Genomic DNA, 17,474 nt, shown 5'->3' with positions numbered 1-17,474 from the left:
GTGAGCTCCTGATGCTGATCATTGCAGCACCAGATCTCCCCCTCCTCTTTATCGCTTCAGGTTCGCCTCGGCCCAATCCTCGAAGGGTCGTGGTGCCCTTCGTGACAGCTTCAGCCCATCGCGCCGATAGGCGGCCCAGGCTTTGCGGGCCCCTGCCCTGCCTGCGGCGTTGTCATCCTCGGCGATGATGAGCTCGCTAATGTCGTCCGGAAGCGCGAGGAGCGAGAGCCGTTCGTTGCCGAGCGAAGCCCAGCACACGATGTCATGCATGGCGGTGAACGCGGCTGCATCTTCCATGCCTTCGGCGATCGCGAGTGTCTTGGCGCCCTTCAACCGTGGCCTCCAGGCCCCCTGCCCCGGCCTGCCGAGCATGACCTTATCAGTGCGATACGCGGTTTGAGGATCAAGGAAGATCCGCTGGATCGCGGTCAGTTGCAGGCGCTCGCGGACAGCGACGAGCAACGCCGGCTTGAACTCGGTATGTGGTTTGGGTTTGTGCGGGCAGCGCGGATGAAACCGCAGGTCTTCCAGATCGACTGGAAGTTTGCGTAGTTGCAGGTAGCGCTCCGCCAGGGTCCCGGCGATCTCACCCGCCTGCTCCCACAGTCTCGTCACATTTGCGGTGCCGATCGACTGCCGATACTCAGGCATGGGCGCACCTAGGGCTGGCTTCACACGCCGCAGTTCGCGCAGGATGTTGTCGGCTTGGCAGCCTGCGAAACAGTGGACAATGATCCCACGATCGCCTTGTCGGAGCGAGAGGCTGGGTTCTCCATCTGCGTGGGCCGGGCAGAGGCACATCGCGTAGCTGCCGTGCCATTTGCCCCGGAGACCTGCGACGATATCAACGAGTTCCTGCGAGGGTTTGTTAGCCTTGAGCGTCATGATCGATCTCCTCGATCACCACCTCTCCCCCTCCCCTTGCCATGAAGGTTCAATGCTCACGCAGTTCGGGGTTCGGTGTGTGCAAAGGTTGGGCCTATTCAGGCCCGTCTCGAACCTCTGCTATATCGAGCAAGGCCATCAGCCGTCCGCGAAGCTGAGATTACGATCATCGCACCATTGGACGATCCGCTCCCGCTCCGTTGCCGCTCGCCCCTCTAATCTAAGCGGAAGGATCTACCGAGCGAGCAACAGCCGAATCCACAACGAAGAGTTGGCGTCGCGCGCACCCGAAGCGGCGACGGTTTGACTTTGAGGAATGATTCTGGTCATGGAATACCAACCGCGACTGCCGCACTTGATTCGAGGGCCTGTTCACATGTCGTATACTGTCAACACGCTACGAAACATGACGAGATCGTGCGAGCAGATGCGTGATCGTGTAAAGTCAATCGTGTTCAAGCCAGAGGACCGGAAGGTTCTCGACCTCACCTTTGGTCCGACTGCTGCAGCTGACTTGATCGGCCGGACGCCGGAGGCTTTGGCCAAGGCTGAGAAGGAAGGAAGGCTTCCCCCACCCAAGCAGCTGGGTAACGGAAGACGATTCTATAAATTAGAAGACCTGACCCACATCCGGGATCTGCTGCAAATCAATGTTGGGAAGGCGCCCGAGGAAGATGCAGTTGTGGTCGCGGTACAGAACTTCAAAGGTGGGGTGGGGAAGAGCACAATAACGAAGCACTTCGCTGACTATCTTGCACTTCAGGGCTATCGGGTACTCGTCATCGACTGCGACCCGCAGGCTTCAACAACAACAATGTTTGACATACAACCAGAGTCCTTACTCGACGAAGAGGAAACACTCGGCAACTTCTTGTCACCCCGAAGTACGTTCGACGATTTCAGATCGGCTATACACGATACTGCTTGGCCGACCATCAAGATCGTGCCGTCAAGCCTCGGCCTGCAAGATGCTGAATGGGATCTCACGGCTACATTGCGGGAGGGTGGACAGGCGGTCCGCGAAGGCCTTCAAAGACTTAGGATTGGGATCGATACCGTCATCAGGGACTTTGATGTTATCCTTTTAGATCCGCCGCCAGCTATGGGCTTTCTTGGACTAAATGTCATGGCGGCAGCGACGGGGCTGCTAGTACCGGTTCCAGCACGCCAACTGGATTACCTTTCGACTATCCACTTCATGGATACAATCGCGGATAACATTGAGATCCTCGAGGAGAACGGGACACCCGTAGACTACGGTTTTATTCGTATTGTCTGCTCCGCTTATACCCCGAGCAAGCCCGGGGAGAACGACATGTGGCGAATGATGCAGTCGACTTATGCAAACTTCCTGTTGAGCCAACCAATACTGGCCTCTGAAGAGATCAAGAATGCCACCCAGGCATTCCGCTCGGTGTACGAAAGCAAGCCGTCTGCCTCGCACGCCACCTACCAGCGCTGCCGCGACAACTTAGACAGTGTCTTCAACGAGGTGCTCCAGCAGATCCGTGCTCAGTGGCCATCAAAAAGCCCGACCGGACGAACTAGCGAGACTCTAGCGAGTGTCGCTGCATGAGCCGGCGCTCCCTTATTGGCGAAGCCCTCGCCTCAAAGTCCACAACTGCTCCCGAACCAAACGACAAGGCTACCGCTCCATCGTCGGCTAGATCCTTTACAAATCGACGGCTAGAGGGATTTACGGAGGCTGCCCGCATGGTCAAGCGCCCCACAATTCGCTTGAAGCCGTCAGAGTGTTCTATTTGGCCTGGGAACGCGCGCGACTATGGTCTGCTGACCGAGGATCGCGTCCGCAGCCTGATCGATTCTATACAAGCTGAAAACGGGAACCGTATTCCTGTTGTAGTGCGTCGCACACCTCAGGCTGATAAGCAATATGAACTCGTAACCGGAACACGGCGTCACTGGGCGATATCGTGGCTGAATGCCAACCATTATCCTGAGATCGAATTAGTCGCCATCATCGAAGACCTCGACGACGAGGCTGCCTTCCGATTGGCAGATATCGAGAACCGAGAGAGAGAGGATATCTCTGACCTCGAACGTGGCGAGAACTACAAGGCTGCGGTGGACACATTTTACGATGGCGTACAGGCCCGCCTCGCGGACCGGGTCAAAGTTTCAAAATCGATGCTCGCGCGGTACATCGGGCTCACTGAAATACCTCAGACAATCATCAGTGCGTTCAATTCGCCGATGGATCTTCAGGTCCGTCATGGCGACAAGCTCCTCCCGCCACTCCGTACGCGTGATCTTCGTGAGCGGATGGAGAAGGCAGCAAAAGAGATTGCAGCCGAGCAGGCTTTCCGGCAGTCCGATGACCAGGAACCAATCAGCGGAGCCGACGTGGTTGCCCGTTTGATCAAGGCGACGACATCCCGGACTGGACGCCCGCAAAAAACGGTGATCGAAGCAAAAGGCGCGGCAATCGGTCGCGTTGATCAAGATCGGTCTCGCAACCTCACCATCACCTTAAATCCGACCGACCTCCCGACTGACGAGATCTTGGAAGCACTCCGCCCGCTGATTAAGCGAGCGAAAATTTTGAAGCCATCAGCAGGAAAATGACGCAAAACTGATCATCGAGACCCGTCGTTTTGCAACTCTGCAACGCGGCAATATCGGATGGCTTTTCAATCGCTTACACATGATTTCCCACGCGTGGGACGGTGGTTGGATAGAAGGGATTTCATCGTGACAGAAGATCTGCAGCTAAAGCCTTCGGGCGGCCGGCGCGTGCAGTTCGAGATGTTTTTCACACTTCCGGATTTCAGCGACGTATCCTTGCGAGATTACCAGGAGACAATGCAGCGTCCTTTCTTCAGTCTGGCGAAGAAGAAGCGCGTCAAACCCATCGAGTATGTAAGCCCAGACAAATCGGTGACCGTCCACGTCTCCGCTAATCCGGAATACGGAATGGCGACGATCTGGGACGCGGACATCATGATTTACCTGGCATCTCATATAAACGAACTGAGAGAACGCGGTGACAACGACCTCTCGCCGACCATTCGGGTTCAGCCTGGTGATCTACTCAAACGGATTTGCTGGGGTGTGAGCGGTCGGGCGTATGAGCGGCTGGTCGGAGCACTCGACCGCCTGCAAGCTACGACGATCAAAACTAACATCCGGGCTAACTCAAAGACCCGCGAAACTACGTTTTCATGGATCGATAGCTACACGCACCTGGTCGACGAGCGGACCCAAAGGTCCCTCGGTATGGAGATCACCCTCTCGAAGTGGTTCTTCGACGGAGTTATGGACAAGCGCAATGTACTTGCCATTTCGCCGCAGTATTTCGAGATCACCAGCGGCCTCGGAAAATGGCTCTATCGAGCGAGTCGTAAACACGCAGGCGGCAATGGTGCCGAAGGCTTCACGATCGGTTTTGAGACGCTCCATCAGAAGAGCGGGAGCGAAAGCTCGCTACCCTCATTCAAGAACAAGATATTGGAGTTAGCTCGGTCCAATAGCCTCCCCGAAATCAACTTAGAGGTAATTGGTGCAGAGACGCCCCGCCCGAAGCTAAAAATGGTCATGCGTCGACATCTTGCCGGCGCCCGCGAGAAAACGACCGGGAGAAAGCAACGAGCGCCCTCCCCTCCTCCCGAAATTCCTGTAGCTACAAAGCGCTCAGGGTCGGGCAGACCGGCGCCCCCCCCTCCTGAGCCTCCGGAGTATGTCAATCCCGCGCTCGCACGCCGGTTGGTCCAGCGGGCTGTAACCGGCTTAAAATCTGCCGAGGCCCCGCTCAAACACGATCCCCATGATGAAAGCTATCTCGCAGCTGCAGCGGCGATGCCTCGCAGAGGCGGTCGCGCGAAGGACGTTTTGGAGCCAGAAATATATGATGCAATCCGAACGGAGTGCCCGGGTTGGGATCTCGACAACTTAGTCAGGCAGTTCGACGCGTTCCTCAATGCAAACCCGAACGAATTACCTCGGAACTACTCCAAGCGATTCTACGGTTTCATGAAGAAGCACCACGAGCGCAACAGGCACACGCTTCCAGGGCTATAGAGGCGAACCAGCCCTGCTCTCTCCAGTAACGTCGCGGCTCACGCTAGAGATAACAACCGCAGCCCTGGCGCTGGCGCTGGCCTTCGCAAAAATGTTCGATAAGCCTGGGTCTCCATTTTCGGCGGAATCTTCGAGCAAATACGAATCCGCCGCCCAAGCCTGGCGCAACTGTTCGATACCTCGGTCAGTCGACGTGTTTACAGGAATGCCGCGCGTGCCAATACGATCAGATAAAATGCCATTCGCGCCCTTCATAGATGGCTAGATCGCTTATTGAGGCAATGGATCGATTCTCGAAAACACGTGCGGTCACAGGCCAGCAAGCACAGCGTACTCAGGTGTGCGGCCAGGCTCCTGCGCTGTCCACGATACCGCTCTGGCGAGGTGGATAAGAGGAGAGGCGGCACGTTTATCCACGCGTCTCCTTCTGACGGATGAGCGTCTAAGACTGCCTGGCTACTCCAGAGCGGAGACAACCATCCCGTGGGTCGAGCCGACACGTAAGATGGCGACCATAGGCATTCCCGAAAACACGACCGTATCAAGAAGTCGTATTTCTGATAGCACGTCGCCGTAAGACGTGCCTCGTCTGGACACGGGTCGAGTTTGGGGTGCGGACAACATATAAGGCCTCAAACGCTAACCACTCGGTCGACGTTCGGCGCGGAGCTAATCCGGGGACACTTATGCACAGGCCGCCACGGGGCCAGCGTACTATCAGGTGCGAAGCATCGTGTTATTAGAATCGCCGTGTCGTGTTATCAGGCCCCGGCCAACGTGTTTTGAGATTCTTTCCACAGGCTGCGAATCGCCTGTTTCTGGGGAAGTCCGTTGTCGCCGCTGACCCTCTAACACTCTAACTTAAGACCATAACTCCTCTAACGATTTCGCCTTCGGCGGATTCTGAAAATGATTTGTAGAGAAGGGGAAGAGCGCTCAATGGCGCACGAGCGCTGGCACGCGGTTTGTCGCGCCATTCGATCATTACTGCCGTCGTGAACCAAGCATATCTCATGCATGGTCCTCGGGTGCCGAAAACCTTTGCAGGCTGACACGGTTGGCCCCGGAGCATCGTTTCTAATCTGGCAGCTTATGAACGTGGACGTTCCGTGATGCCGCTACTTCGCACCATAACGACAGGCCGCCTGAGTCGACTAGTGAGCAGAGGGGAGGGCGGGGTCCTGCTGAGAATTCGACCATGCAAACTGAACGAGGCTGTAGCCTTGATCCTTGGCAAGCATCCGATTGACGGCGCGCAGGGCGAGAGACGCCATCCGCATCAAGAATTGCGCTGCGGGCCCGTTAGAGAGCCTTTTGAGATCCTCCGCATCCTCTGGACCGAAGCTTCTCGTCATCGCGCTGTAAGGGCTGTTTCCGGCGACATCAAAAACGAAGTTACACAGGCGCCGGTAAAAACAACCGACAGGAGTTCTGGGCGCACGGCACTTAGCATCAAAGCGCGTCAAATTTAAAGATCGTCGCCCGCATCACTTTCGTCGAGGTTTATGCCCCCGCGGGCGAGTATCGCGTCGATGCCACCCATCGAACTGTTGTACTCGTCGAGCGCGGCTGCGGAGAGGGCAAACGTCGTCGGCGCCGCTGAAGCCGCCGGAGCGCGAGTGGTTAGATCTACCGAAAAAAGGTGCACACCCGCGATCGTGGTACGCTCGAGTACGCCAAGCTCGTCAAGCACGGAGATCATCGAACGCACGCCAAGGCGGGTGGCGCCAAGGAGCGTCTCTATCTGAGCAGAACGCAGCGGCCCGAAGCTTGCGAGCAGCTTCATCAGGCCAGGGGAGCGCGAGGTGCGACGCCGGCCGGGCTGGAGCCTGTCGATGGATCGGGCGAGGTCCCGCATCTCGCCTAAGCTCTTGTACAACCCGTGCGCGACATCGCGCAGCGCGTTCGCCACGATAAGTTGCCCATGAGCAGACTCGGCGTCTGTGCAGCTTGCGTCGAGGCAGATTAGATTGGGGAAGGGCAGGGCGTGGGCCAGAAGGCCGGACTTGTACCAATGTTCGCCCCAGAGGGTTTCGAGGGCCCAGCGCGGCGAAGCAAGCGCAACGCGATCTACCGTCATGCGCATCGGGCCAACCGCGATCGTCTCTGACGTCCGTTCCGCCGGGGCAAAGGCAACATGGTCACGCACGGCCTGGTGAAGCTGCGTAAGCGCGGGCAGGGGAAGCGGGCAGGGGGCGAGCTGTCCGATAAGATCGCGAGCTGCAGCGATAACCTCGTGCGCCTGCTCATGCGCCGTCTCGGTCTCATGGGCGCTGCCGATGTAGTCTCGGGGGGCCATCAGCGCCGAAGCGAAGCTGTTGGCAAGCTCGGCCATCGGTTCCCACAGGCTGTGCGTCAACTCAATCAGTATTGCGCCAACTAGAACCTTTGGAGGGCGAGCCGCGCGCGACGGCTGATCGGACAGCGTCACCACACCGGCAAACCAAGCGTGGAAACGCGTGTCCGTGAAAACATGTCCCTCCTGGCGCAGCGCAGCGATGAGCGTGGTTCGCAGCAGCCGTGCGGCAAGCAAGCGTAGGGTCGTGCTGTCGCTTGCGCGCAGCCCGCCATCGAACCGACCGAGTGCGAGTAGGGCCTCGACCTCAGCGGCTGACAGCGCCGGAACCGGATCATGGTGCTGCGGCACGGCATCTCCAACGAACAAGCAACGGAGAAAGCGTCAGATTTGCCGAGGTGTATATCCAAGCGATCATAACTATACAACTGCCGAGCGCCTCGTTCCAAGTCACTATCGCTAATGGTATCTTATCGATAGTGACAGGGCATTTTCGAGCTGGTAGATCGTGTCGATGTCCGCCAAACCACCCAAAGCACGCGCCGCCGGTATCGATGATCATGGCGCTGAACTCGTGGTGATCCACGCCGCAGGGCAGGGAAGCCTGCCGCAACGACGCGGCGGCCAGGCAACCGACCGGGTGATGCAGCTGACTGAGCTGCTCGCTTCGCTGCTCGGCACCGACGGCGCAATCGATCGCCTGGCCTACCGCAAGAGCCTTGAGGCGCGCGCGCCAGCCAGCGTGAAGGCGCTCGCCAACGATCTCGACTGCTACGCTGGCTTTTGCGCGAGGGCAGGGGGAATTGGCTTTCCGGCCAACGAAGCCCGTATCGTCGCCTATCTCGAAGACTGCGAGGCGCGTCAGCTTAAGCCGTCGACAGTGTCGCGTCGCCTTGCCAGCCTGGCGGTCGTACATGGGTTGCTCGGGGTGCCTAGCCCGACGCGCGGCAGCATCGTGCGCGACGCGCTGCGCGGGCTTCGCCGCCGCGTCGATGTCGTCCAGCGTCAGGCGGGTCCCTTGCGCTTTGGAGAAGGGATCGGCAGCGTGCCGGCCAAGGGCTTTACGCTCAGCACGCTATTGCAGGCGTGTTCGGGATCGTTGCCGGGTTTGCGCGATGCGGCGCTACTCAGCCTGGCCTATGACACTGGCCTGCGTGTTTCCGAGCTGGTGCGGGTGGCGTGCGAGCATATCGCCGTTGAAGAGGATGGATCGGGCGTGCTGACGGTGCCCAAGTCCAAGACCGATCAGGAAGGGCAGGGGGCTTACGCCTGGCTCTCGCCCGATACGATGCGGCGGGTGATGGCGTGGCAAAGCAGCAGTGCTGTGACCCAGGGACCGCTGTTTCGGCGTGTTGGTGTGGTACGCACCAAGGGGCGCGCTGCAGAGGAGCCTGGTACCATTCCAGCTCCGGCGGGCTACCGATGGCGGCTGCCAGCGAACTTTCCCCCTCGTGTGGGCACGAAGGGTGTGCCGGCCATGACAACGTACGTCGTGGGTGACGAGGCGCTGACCCCAGCGGCGGTACGACTAATCATCAAGCGCACGGCCCGCCAGGCCGCAGATGAGCATTTGATCAACCTGTTTGGCAAAAAGCTCGACGACGCCATCGCAGCGCTCAGCACGCACTCGCTAAGGGTTGGCTTGACCCAGGATCTGTTTGCCAGTGGCGAAGACGCCGGGCCGATCGCTCAGGCGCTGCGATGGACCTCGACATCGACTGCTTTGCGCTATGGCCGCAAGCTTGCTCCGTCATCCAATGCCACCGCACGCATGTTGCGGAACGTAAGGACGTAGGAGAGCTGGTTTTGAACGAAGAGCTTCAGCGCAGGTGAGGGCCGGCAGGCAAGCGGAGCATGGTTTAACGCGCGGCATCATCAGCAACCACGCTTGAGGAGCATGGCAGGGGCTCATCGGACAATACTCGATCAACAGCGAAGACGTCATGGGATCGCATGAGGGCATCACATGTGAGCTGGTGAGTTCAATACTATCATGCTTGCCGTTACGAGCCGGCTTGTTAGTATTCTGTCGATCAACCTGATGCAGCGCCTATCTCCTCGATCCTGAACGAAAGAACCCCCGATGTCCGAAGCTGAGTCGCCCTCTGATGTTGCGGCACTGACCGTTCAGCTGCTGAGCGCCTACCTGGCCAACAACACGGTGCCCTCTGAAGATCTGGCAGGCTTGATCCGCTCTACAAGGGACGCGCTCACGCAAGGGGCGGATACGTTAGTGCAAGAGGAGCCCGAGACATTCACGCCGGCTGTTTCGGCACGCAAGAGCTTGGCTTCGCCCGACCGTATCATCAGCCTCATCGACGGGAAGCCCTACAAGACCCTCAAGCGCCACTTGGTGGGACATGGGCTGACACCCGAAGGTTATCGCAGTCGGTACAACTTGCCGGCAAACTACCCGATGGTTGCGCCTGCCTATGCCGAGCACAGGCGCAACATCGCCAAGGACACAGGACTTGGCAACAGAAAGCCTGCTGTCGACGAGACATCAATTGCGGAAGTTGAAGAGCCGTCAGGCGCTAACATCGAAGTCGCGGGGCTGGCTGAACCACAGGCGGCTTCCGAAGGCAAAGCTGAGACCAAGCCGTCCGCCAGCACGAAGAAGAGCAAGGCTGGAGCCAAGAGCAAGGCATCGGCCTTCGACGAAGCAACTCTTGATCAAGTAGCACCGTCCGTAGACCCGGATCTTGCCCCTGCCGGCGAGCGTGACACGTCTGTTGTAGAACCGACGCAGGAAGGCGTGGTCGCTGATCCCGCACCGCCATCGCGTAAGCCCAAAGCAACGCCTGCCAAGTCGCCAAAGAGCCAACCTGCCAAGTCGAAGCGCAACGTGGCGATCAAGCCAGTTCCAGCTTTTCAGGCAGCATCTGAAGCGCCGAGCGATGCTGCAGACAAGCAGGACGTGCAAACGGCGCCTACAAAGTCCAAGCGCCGCGCCAAATTAGGCTTGTTTGAAAAGACCGCTGCCAAACCCGGTGAACCAGCCAACGGGTCTGCTGCCCAGACTTCCGAGAGTTCGTCCGCGCCTCAGGAGCCCGCAGCCGATGAGGTCGGCGTCAGCGCCAAGACACCCGCGAAGCGCAAGAGCCCCAAGCGCATGGCTCGTGCTCCAAATAGCCAGGCAGACGAGGCCGGCAACGAAGATGGGGCTGAGAGCTAAAGCCAGACGATCAAGACCAGCGCGGTTGGGGCGCAAGCCCCACCGTGCTGCGCCTCAGCCGCTATGAAGGTCAGGGTGCTTGTGTTGTAATGCCGGGCGCTTGCTGGCATGCCAGCGGCCTTTGATCGATCGCGCGAGTGGCACTGCGCAGGTGTCACAAAGCGCGAGGTAATGATCGTCTTTGCCTCGTCGGATCGAGACCAACGATGGCTTGTGCCACCCCAAGATGCAGCCGAGTATCACACTCCAAATATATGCTCGAACGTGGCGCCGACAACGTCTTGCATGCGCAGCGCTGTGCAATGCTGGTGGATAGCCTGTGGATAGTAACCGGGTTCCAATCTCGTGGGATCAGGGCTTACGCCGAAGAGACCAGACGAGTGCTGAGATACTCGTGATCAAGGCTGACACAGCAACCAGGTACGAAGGCAAGATGGTCGTCATGAGCTAACTCCTACTGCTTAGGCGGGATAACCCATATGGCTCTTTGTCGGAAAGTTGTTTTGCGTCGATGATGACTTGGGAAGGGCAACCCGTGCCGTCGGATTGGCTGCGCCTTTCTCATAAGTGGGTAAGCCGAATGCGGCGCTGACAGCCACCCGCGGGTTGATGAAGTTGCCCGCAGAGCTCCTCGCAAACCGGATGAATGAGGAAGCGCATCTGTTCGCCGAGGCCGTGATCTCGCAAGATGCTCAGGAGGCATTTAGCGCCTTCCTTGATAAACGTCCCTCGATCTTCAGCCATTGAGCATCCTGACCATCCAGGATCTGGGGTTCGCCCCGCACGATTAGGGCGGCCCTCGAAGAATGCGCCTTCGGCTCAGGTCATGGCTGAGATTGCTGGCACTCGCGTGACTGGTAGGGCAGAGGGGCCGACCCTACATGATCTTATGATCTGGCTGTGCCGCCGGCCTGGCTTGCACCCACGAGATAACGGCGAGCAAATGACTGACAATGACCTGCAAGCTGCTTTTGACGCGCCGCTCAGCGACGCTGACACAAGCATCGTTGTGCAACTCATCACCCGCGCCAAGCATCGTGGTGTTGTAACGATGGGCGAAGTTGAGGCTGCACTTCCGCAAGATCAGATGTCTACCGACCAGATCGAAGAGGTCATGTCCGCTATCTCGCAGATGGGCGTCAAGATCGTCGAGGAGAACGACGGCGAGGATGCTGATGCTCAAGATGAAGGTGAAGGCGATCGCGAGCGTCAGAGCGACGCTGACGCTGACGCTGAAAGCGATATCGCCGAGCGGCGCGTCCCTGATAGCAGAAGGGCCGAAAACCTCGGCCGTACTGATGACCCGGTGCGTATGTACCTGCGCGAGATGGGCTCGGTTGAGATGCTCAGCCGCGAAGGCGAAGCCGCGGTTGCCAAGCGCATCGAAGCGGGCAGGGACATGATGATATTGGGGCTGTGCGAAAGCCCGATCACCTTTCACGCCATCATGCAGTGGTCTCAAGCGCTCCACAGCGGCGAGATGAAATTGCGCGAGGTTCTCGATCTCGACGCCATGCTCTCGAAGGAACCGGCGCCTGAGGGTCTTTCAGAGGAGAATAACGTCGACGGCGAGACCGGCGTAGCGACAACTGGCCCCTCTTACAGCCAAGAGGAAGAGGTCGGACAAGAGCCCGAGAGCGCCGACGACGAGGACAGCACCGAGGTCAGCGTCAAACGCCCGACCGAGGGCGATGAAGAGGACAACACGCTAAACCTCGCGCAAATGGAAGAAGCGCTCCGGGATGAGGCGCTGGCTAGGTTTGCGCAGATCACCGAAGTGTTCGAAACGTTTCAAAAGCTTCAGCGCGAGCGGCTCGACGCCATGGGTCTTGGCATCGACTTTCCGGCCGGCAAGGAACAGCAGTACCATCACTTGCGCGAAGACCTGACCGCTCAGGTCGAGGCGGTGAAGTTTCACGCAAGCAAGATCGAGTACCTGATCGACAACCTCTATACCTTCAATCGCCGGCTGACGGCGCTTGGCGGTCAGATGCTGCGTCTTGCCGAGCGGCACAAGGTCAAGCGGGCTGACTTCCTCAGCGCCTATGTCGGTCGGGAGATGGACGACGCATGGCTTGCCGAGATGAGCACGAAGGACAACAAATGGCAGGCCTTCGCGCAAAGCGAGGCTGAGCCGGCCGAACGCATCCGTTCGGAAGTGGCCGACATCACTGCTGCGACCGGCATGACGCTGTCCGAGTTTCGCCGCATCGTGAACATGGTTCAGAAGGGCGAGCGAGAGGCGCGTATTGCCAAGAAGGAGATGGTCGAGGCAAACCTGCGGCTCGTGATCTCGATCGCCAAGAAGTACACCAACCGTGGCTTGCAATTTCTGGACCTCATCCAGGAGGGTAACATCGGACTGATGAAGGCCGTCGACAAATTTCAGTACCGGCGCGGCTTCAAGTTCTCGACCTATGCCACCTGGTGGATCAGGCAGTCGATGACCCGCTCCATCGCGGATCAAGCGCGGACCATCCGCATTCCCGTCCACATGATCGAGACGATCAACAAGCTCGTGCGAACGAACCGTCGGTTTCTCCACGATCATGGTCGCGAGCCGACGCCCGAGGAAATGGCCGAGCAGTTGTCCATGCCGCTCGAAAAGGTGAAGCGGGTTCTGAAGATCGCCAAGGAGCCGGTCTCGCTTGAGAGCCCGGTTGGTGACGAGGACAACAGTCAACTTGGAGACTTCATCCAGGATGCCGACGCGGTTGTCCCCGTCCACGCGGCTATTGAGTCAAACCTGAAGGAGATGGTCACCCGCACTCTGGCGTCACTCACGCCGCGCGAGGAACGCGTTCTACGCATGCGCTTTGGCATCGGCATGAACACGGACCATACCCTCGAAGAGGTTGGCCAGCAGTTCTCGGTGACCCGAGAACGTATTCGTCAGATCGAAGCCAAGGCGCTAATGAAACTAAAACACCCGAGCCGGTCGCGAATGATGCGCACCTTCCTAGATTAGCTGCGATCTACACAGCTAACAGTAGCGAGCGAGAAATCTCCTACGGCTCCTCCAAAGGCTGACAGCCAGACACCTCATGTGGGCGTGCGAGCCGTTGGACTTGCCAAATCGGCATTACGGCGGCGTCACTATGCAGAGAGCAGGATAGCGCGGGCACCCTATCTTCTTGATCTGCCTACGGCTTTTCGCTCAATTGCAGGTGCTCAGCGGTCGAGCTGAGAACAAGATAACGATGAACGAGATGCCAAGCCTGCGACATACCTGCTGCCAAGATAGGTTAGGCGGCGTGGACGAAATGGTTGACGCGGTACGAGGTGATTGATTCAAGGCTTCCTTTTGGAGGCGGGCTTGAGCCGGGGTGATCTGAGCGAAGCTGAGTGGCGTGTTTTGAGAGGATTACTGCCGATTGATGCGGCGAACAGGGCGCGCGGTCGTCGCCCCGAACAGAACCGATCAATCATCAACGGTATACTTTGGCGGCTACGGTGTGGAACGCCTTGGCGCGATGTCCCGCCTAAATACGGCAACTGGAACACGATCTACCGGAGGTTCCGACGTTGGAGCGAAGCTGGGGTTTGGGAAGCCGTCGCGGTCACGCTGGCAGAGCTCATGGCGGACAGCGGCCACTACAGCATCGATAGTACCACGGTTCGCGTTCACGTTTCGGCAGCGGGCGGAAAAGGGGGGCTCATCGACGAGCTCTTGGCCGCTCGCGGGGCGGGTTCACCAGTAAGCTTCACTGTCTGGCTGACGCCCGAGGGCGACCACTAGCCTTCCATCTGACGGTCGGCGAAGCGGCGGATTGCAAGGCATACGCCACCTTGATCGCGCTGCCGGAGCGATCGCCAGCGGCGCTTCTGGCCGACAAGGGCTATGATGCCGACGCCATTCGCGCAGACCTTGCGAGCCGCAACATACAGGCTGTCATCCCAGGCCGCTCAAACCGCCGCGTGAAGATCGATCATGACCGAGCGCTCTACAAGCAACGTAACGGCATCGAGCGCATGTTCGGCCGCCTGAAGATCAACCGCGCGATCGCCACGAGGTATGACCAACTCGCCCAAAGCTTCATGAGCATGGTGCACATCGCCTCCGCCAGATACTGGCTCAAATTCGTCCACGCCGCCTAGCAGGCTACCGCTTCCCGCAGCTCCCCGTTGGAAAGATAGTCAGTGCCAGCTTTGGCGTGGCGGAACCTAGGGTCGGGGAGCCTTGGGAGAGCTTGTTCAAACGCACTCATACGTGCCTTTACGCTGCGAAAAGCACCGGTCGAAATCGTACTGTGACGGATCGAGAGGTGGAAAATTAGCAAGGCATGGGCAGGAGTTACGATTGCAAGTACCTACAGCTACCGTCTCAGCGGAGGTGGTCGCCAAGGTGCAGACCATATCCGATACCAGCGTGTTGAAACGACACTTTGGCCGGATGTTCCGGCAGGGACAGCCGCGCTATCGGGACTTATACGACGTAGATGGGGGCATCGCTATCTCAATCTCCCCCAAGCCGAAGGCCGCCTCGACGACCTTCATCTGGTCAGCGTTCATGCGTCCACCCTGTAGGCTGCCATCCCCCGCCCAGTGCTTGGTAAAGGGTCACAATATTTTCGAGTTGGCTTTGGCGAACGGTGATCGAGTCCAATTCCGTGGTGTAAAGATTACGCTGCGCGTCGAGTTGCTCGATATAGGCCGCATAACCTCCCCGATACCGATCCGTCGCCAGCGCAACCGACCGCAGCAGGATGGTACGTCGTTTACGAAGTCGCCCGATCTGTTCCTCATATCGGGTGATGCCGGTCAGCGCCGTCTCAACCTCCGCAAACGATGCCAGGACGACGCCACGATAGGCAAAGGCCGCCTGATCGCGCTGCGCGACGCTGACCTGATATTGTGCGGTCAGCCTGCCACCGGAGAAGATGGGAGCCAGAATGCTGCTGCCCACGCTCCACACCGTGACCGGGTCATAATCGGACGAATTGACGAACAACTGCCCGAGTGAAGCCGACAGAGCGACCTGTGGGAGAAAGGCCGCGCGATTGGCGGCCAGCTTTGCGTCGGCCGCGGCTATCCCCAGTTCGGCACTGGCGATGTCCGGGCGACGACGCAGCAGGTCTGACGGCAATGTGGCAGGGACCGTCGGGGGCAGGAAGTCGTGGAGGCCCCGTCCGCGTGTCACCGCGCCGGGCAGGTCGCCCGTGAGCTGGCTCAGCGCATTTTCCTGCGTTCGCAGCGCGAGCTTGAGCGCGGGTATCGCCTGCTCGACGGCCTGATATTCGGACTCCGCCTGCGTCAGCTCGAATTGCGAGATATAGCCAACCTGGGCCTGATCGGAGGCAAGGCGCAAGGCCTCGGCGCGCGACGTCACCGTGCTTTCGGAAACCAGTATCTGCGCATCCAGCGCCAGTATTCCGATATAGGCTTGCACAACCTGAGCCGCGACCGCCAATGCGATGGCGTCATGATCGGCCTGTGTCGCGACATATTGCAGTCGGGCGGCATCCTTCAGGCGGGAGAGCCGCCCGAAGAGATCGATCTGCCAGTTTACTTGCACCTCCGGCTGAATCGTCGTGCTCTTGACCGGAGGCATGCCGGGGCTTCGTGCATGCTGGGCGCTCACGGCACCATCGGCTGTCGGCAAAAGAGCGGACCGGGCGATCCGGATATTGGCCTGTGCCTCCTGAATACGGGCAGCGGCGGTCAGAACATCGGTGTTGCGCGCCAAGGCACGCTCGATCAGGCTATTGAGCGCTGGATCGCCAAAGGACTGCCACCATTTGGGATCGATCGTCGCCTCTCCCACATTCCCATCGCGCCAACTGACAGGAGCCACAACCGCCGCCGAAGCGGGCGGGCGAACGTCGGCGGGCATGCAGCCAGTCAGGATGAACACCGGCACACTGCCCATCGCGATAAGACACGCCTTCATCGTACGGTCCCGACGCCGACGGCACCCACCGTCTCGACCCGTGTGACCACCGACATGCCGGGACGCAGCCGCTGCGCCAGCGGCTGGCCCGGATCGATGACGATCTTGAGCGGTATGCGCTGAACGACCTTGGTGAAGTTCCCGCTTGCGTTGTCAGGGCGCAGGACGCTGAATTCCGATCCGGTGGCAGGCGCGAAGCCCTCCACCCGGCCGGTCAGCCGTTCGTCGCCCAGAGCGTCCACCTCGAACGTCGCGGCCTGGCCGGGTCGAATGGCACGGGTCTGGGTTTCCTTGTAATTGGCGACGATCCAAAGGCTTTCGGGAACCAGAAACAGCAGTTGAGAACCGGCGGCGACATATTGCCCCTGCCGGACAGTGGCCTCGCTGAGCTGCCCTGCTCTGGGGGCATAGATGATCGTATTGGCGAGATTGATGCGGGCAAGGTCGCGCTGCGCCGTCGCAGTCCTGACCTGCGCTTCGAGGCCCTGTCGCGATACGCGAGTGGCTTTCACCGTCTCTTCTCCGATACGCAGCGCTGCCCGCGCCTTCATCACCGCTGCTACGCTCGATCGCGCGGTGGCACGCCCCTGATCGCGCTCACGCAGGGAGACGGAGCCGCGCGAAGCCAGATCGTCCACCCGCTCCTGATCGGAACCAGCGCGATCCTGCTCCGCATGCGCCGCATAAAGGTCGGCGCGGCGCGATTCTATGTCCGCAAGATTTTGCGCCACGGTTTGCGCGGCATTGGCCAGATTGGCCTTTGCTGCATCCAATTGGCCCTCGGCCTGCTCCAGTTGCTGACGATAAATCCGGTCATCGATGCGCAGCAGTGGCTGACCCGCCTTCACATGCTGATAATCATGCACCAGGACTTGAGTCACATAGCCGCTGACCTGCGGCGCCATCACCGTGATCTGGCCCCGGACATAGCTGTTCTCTGTCGTGACCACGGTGCTGGCAAAGGGAAGGATCCGCCACGCCCACAGGATGAGCAGGATGCCGATCGTCGCGATGCCGGCCATCAGCAGCACGGTCGAGCGCTTGGGCTTGATCGTCTTGGCAGGCCCGTCCTCCTCCTTGGCGGCGGCTGTGTCGCCCGGCTCGTTCAACGGGCGACCGTCCGAGCCAAGCAACGTGGGTAGCGTCTTCTCAGGCGCGCCCGGAGGCGGTGTGATGTGTTCGTTTGCCAT

At 59.4% G+C, this 17,474-nt stretch carries 12 protein-coding genes and 1 pseudogene; 9 read left to right on the top strand and 4 right to left on the bottom strand.

The genetic code is table 11. The annotated features are described in order from the left end of the window. Positions 1-48: 48 nt before the first annotated feature. The gene (locus ACXJ1Z_RS18765) at positions 49-651 is read right to left on the bottom strand and encodes a DUF7146 domain-containing protein (RefSeq protein ID WP_463781547.1); all 603 of its coding nucleotides are present in this window, start codon (positions 649-651) and stop codon (positions 49-51) included. A 610-nt stretch (positions 652-1,261) separates the two neighbouring features. On the opposite strand from ACXJ1Z_RS18765, the gene ACXJ1Z_RS18760 reads away from it, so the two are divergent. From ACXJ1Z_RS18760 to ACXJ1Z_RS18745, 4 genes are all read left to right on the top strand, one after another. Further along, positions 1,262-2,461 (top strand): AAA family ATPase, encoded by a 1,200-nt coding sequence (locus ACXJ1Z_RS18760; protein ID WP_463781546.1) that lies wholly within the window; start codon positions 1,262-1,264, stop codon positions 2,459-2,461. Continuing rightward, positions 2,458-3,471: a ParB/RepB/Spo0J family partition protein gene (locus ACXJ1Z_RS18755; RefSeq protein ID WP_463781545.1), complete on the top strand. Its 1,014-nt coding sequence runs from the start codon at positions 2,458-2,460 to the stop codon at positions 3,469-3,471. Before ACXJ1Z_RS18760 ends, ACXJ1Z_RS18755 begins: the two co-directional genes overlap by 4 nt. 180 nt (positions 3,472-3,651) lie before the next feature. Continuing rightward, positions 3,652-4,923 (top strand): replication initiator protein A, encoded by a 1,272-nt coding sequence (locus ACXJ1Z_RS18750; RefSeq protein WP_463781587.1) that lies wholly within the window; start codon positions 3,652-3,654, stop codon positions 4,921-4,923. A 1,223-nt stretch (positions 4,924-6,146) separates the two neighbouring features. Further along, entirely contained in the window at positions 6,147-6,395 is a 249-nt protein-coding gene (locus tag ACXJ1Z_RS18745; protein WP_463781544.1) for a hypothetical protein, read from the top strand. Here ACXJ1Z_RS18745 and ACXJ1Z_RS18740 read toward each other — a convergent pair. Beyond that, positions 6,392-7,570, bottom strand: coding sequence for a hypothetical protein (locus ACXJ1Z_RS18740; protein WP_463781543.1), 1,179 nt, complete (start codon positions 7,568-7,570; stop codon positions 6,392-6,394). The two genes, ACXJ1Z_RS18745 and ACXJ1Z_RS18740, sit on opposite strands and share 4 nt — an antisense overlap. A gap of 163 nt (positions 7,571-7,733) precedes the next feature. Between ACXJ1Z_RS18740 and ACXJ1Z_RS18735 the strand changes: the two genes are divergently transcribed. The 5 genes and pseudogenes from ACXJ1Z_RS18735 to ACXJ1Z_RS18715 all read left to right on the top strand — a co-directional run bounded on the left by ACXJ1Z_RS18735 (position 7,734) and on the right by ACXJ1Z_RS18715 (position 14,492). Further along, a complete protein-coding gene (locus tag ACXJ1Z_RS18735; RefSeq protein WP_463781542.1) occupies positions 7,734-9,014 on the top strand; it encodes a site-specific integrase in 1,281 nt (426 codons plus the stop codon). 288 nt (positions 9,015-9,302) lie between these two features. After that, positions 9,303-10,394, top strand: a complete 1,092-nt coding sequence (locus ACXJ1Z_RS18730; protein WP_463781540.1) for a Ros/MucR family transcriptional regulator — start codon at positions 9,303-9,305, stop codon at positions 10,392-10,394. A gap of 567 nt (positions 10,395-10,961) precedes the next feature. Continuing rightward, positions 10,962-11,141 carry a hypothetical protein gene (locus tag ACXJ1Z_RS18725; protein ID WP_463781539.1) on the top strand — a complete coding sequence of 60 codons (180 nt, stop codon included), beginning with the start codon at positions 10,962-10,964 and terminating at the stop codon, positions 11,139-11,141. Positions 11,142-11,337: 196 nt separating this feature from the next. Then, a complete protein-coding gene (gene rpoD / locus ACXJ1Z_RS18720) occupies positions 11,338-13,362 on the top strand; it encodes an RNA polymerase sigma factor RpoD (protein WP_463781538.1) in 2,025 nt (674 codons plus the stop codon). A gap of 348 nt (positions 13,363-13,710) precedes the next feature. Beyond that, positions 13,711-14,492, top strand: a pseudogene (locus tag ACXJ1Z_RS18715) (IS5 family transposase). 403 nt (positions 14,493-14,895) lie between these two features. On the opposite strand, the gene ACXJ1Z_RS18710 reads toward ACXJ1Z_RS18715, so the two are convergent. Together ACXJ1Z_RS18710 and ACXJ1Z_RS18705 are read right to left on the bottom strand one after the other, a co-directional pair. After that, positions 14,896-16,263 (bottom strand): efflux transporter outer membrane subunit, encoded by a 1,368-nt coding sequence (locus tag ACXJ1Z_RS18710; protein WP_463781586.1) that lies wholly within the window; start codon positions 16,261-16,263, stop codon positions 14,896-14,898. Between the two features lie 17 nt (positions 16,264-16,280). Further along, positions 16,281-17,474, bottom strand: coding sequence for an HlyD family secretion protein (locus tag ACXJ1Z_RS18705; RefSeq protein WP_463781537.1), 1,194 nt, complete (start codon positions 17,472-17,474; stop codon positions 16,281-16,283).

The organism is Novosphingobium sp. TK46 (genome assembly GCF_055361525.1).
The sequence above is the reverse complement of the archived record's forward strand: the minus strand, read 5'-3'. Positions and strand labels throughout refer to the sequence as shown.

Excerpts from the sequence above, each read along its gene's own strand:
- rpoD (WP_463781538.1), top strand. The coding sequence starts at position 11,338 with ATGACTGACAATGACCTGCAAGCTGCTTTTGACGCGCCGCTCAGCGAC.
- ACXJ1Z_RS18730 (WP_463781540.1), top strand. The coding sequence starts at position 9,303 with ATGTCCGAAGCTGAGTCGCCCTCTGATGTTGCGGCACTGACCGTTCAG.
- ACXJ1Z_RS18705 (WP_463781537.1), bottom strand. The coding sequence starts at position 17,474 with ATGGCAAACGAACACATCACACCGCCTCCGGGCGCGCCTGAGAAGACG.
- ACXJ1Z_RS18755 (WP_463781545.1), top strand. The coding sequence starts at position 2,458 with ATGAGCCGGCGCTCCCTTATTGGCGAAGCCCTCGCCTCAAAGTCCACA.
- ACXJ1Z_RS18760 (WP_463781546.1), top strand. The coding sequence starts at position 1,262 with ATGTCGTATACTGTCAACACGCTACGAAACATGACGAGATCGTGCGAG.
- ACXJ1Z_RS18765 (WP_463781547.1), bottom strand. The coding sequence starts at position 651 with ATGCCTGAGTATCGGCAGTCGATCGGCACCGCAAATGTGACGAGACTG.
- ACXJ1Z_RS18750 (WP_463781587.1), top strand. The coding sequence starts at position 3,652 with ATGTTTTTCACACTTCCGGATTTCAGCGACGTATCCTTGCGAGATTAC.
- ACXJ1Z_RS18710 (WP_463781586.1), bottom strand. The coding sequence starts at position 16,263 with ATGGGCAGTGTGCCGGTGTTCATCCTGACTGGCTGCATGCCCGCCGAC.
- ACXJ1Z_RS18735 (WP_463781542.1), top strand. The coding sequence starts at position 7,734 with ATGTCCGCCAAACCACCCAAAGCACGCGCCGCCGGTATCGATGATCAT.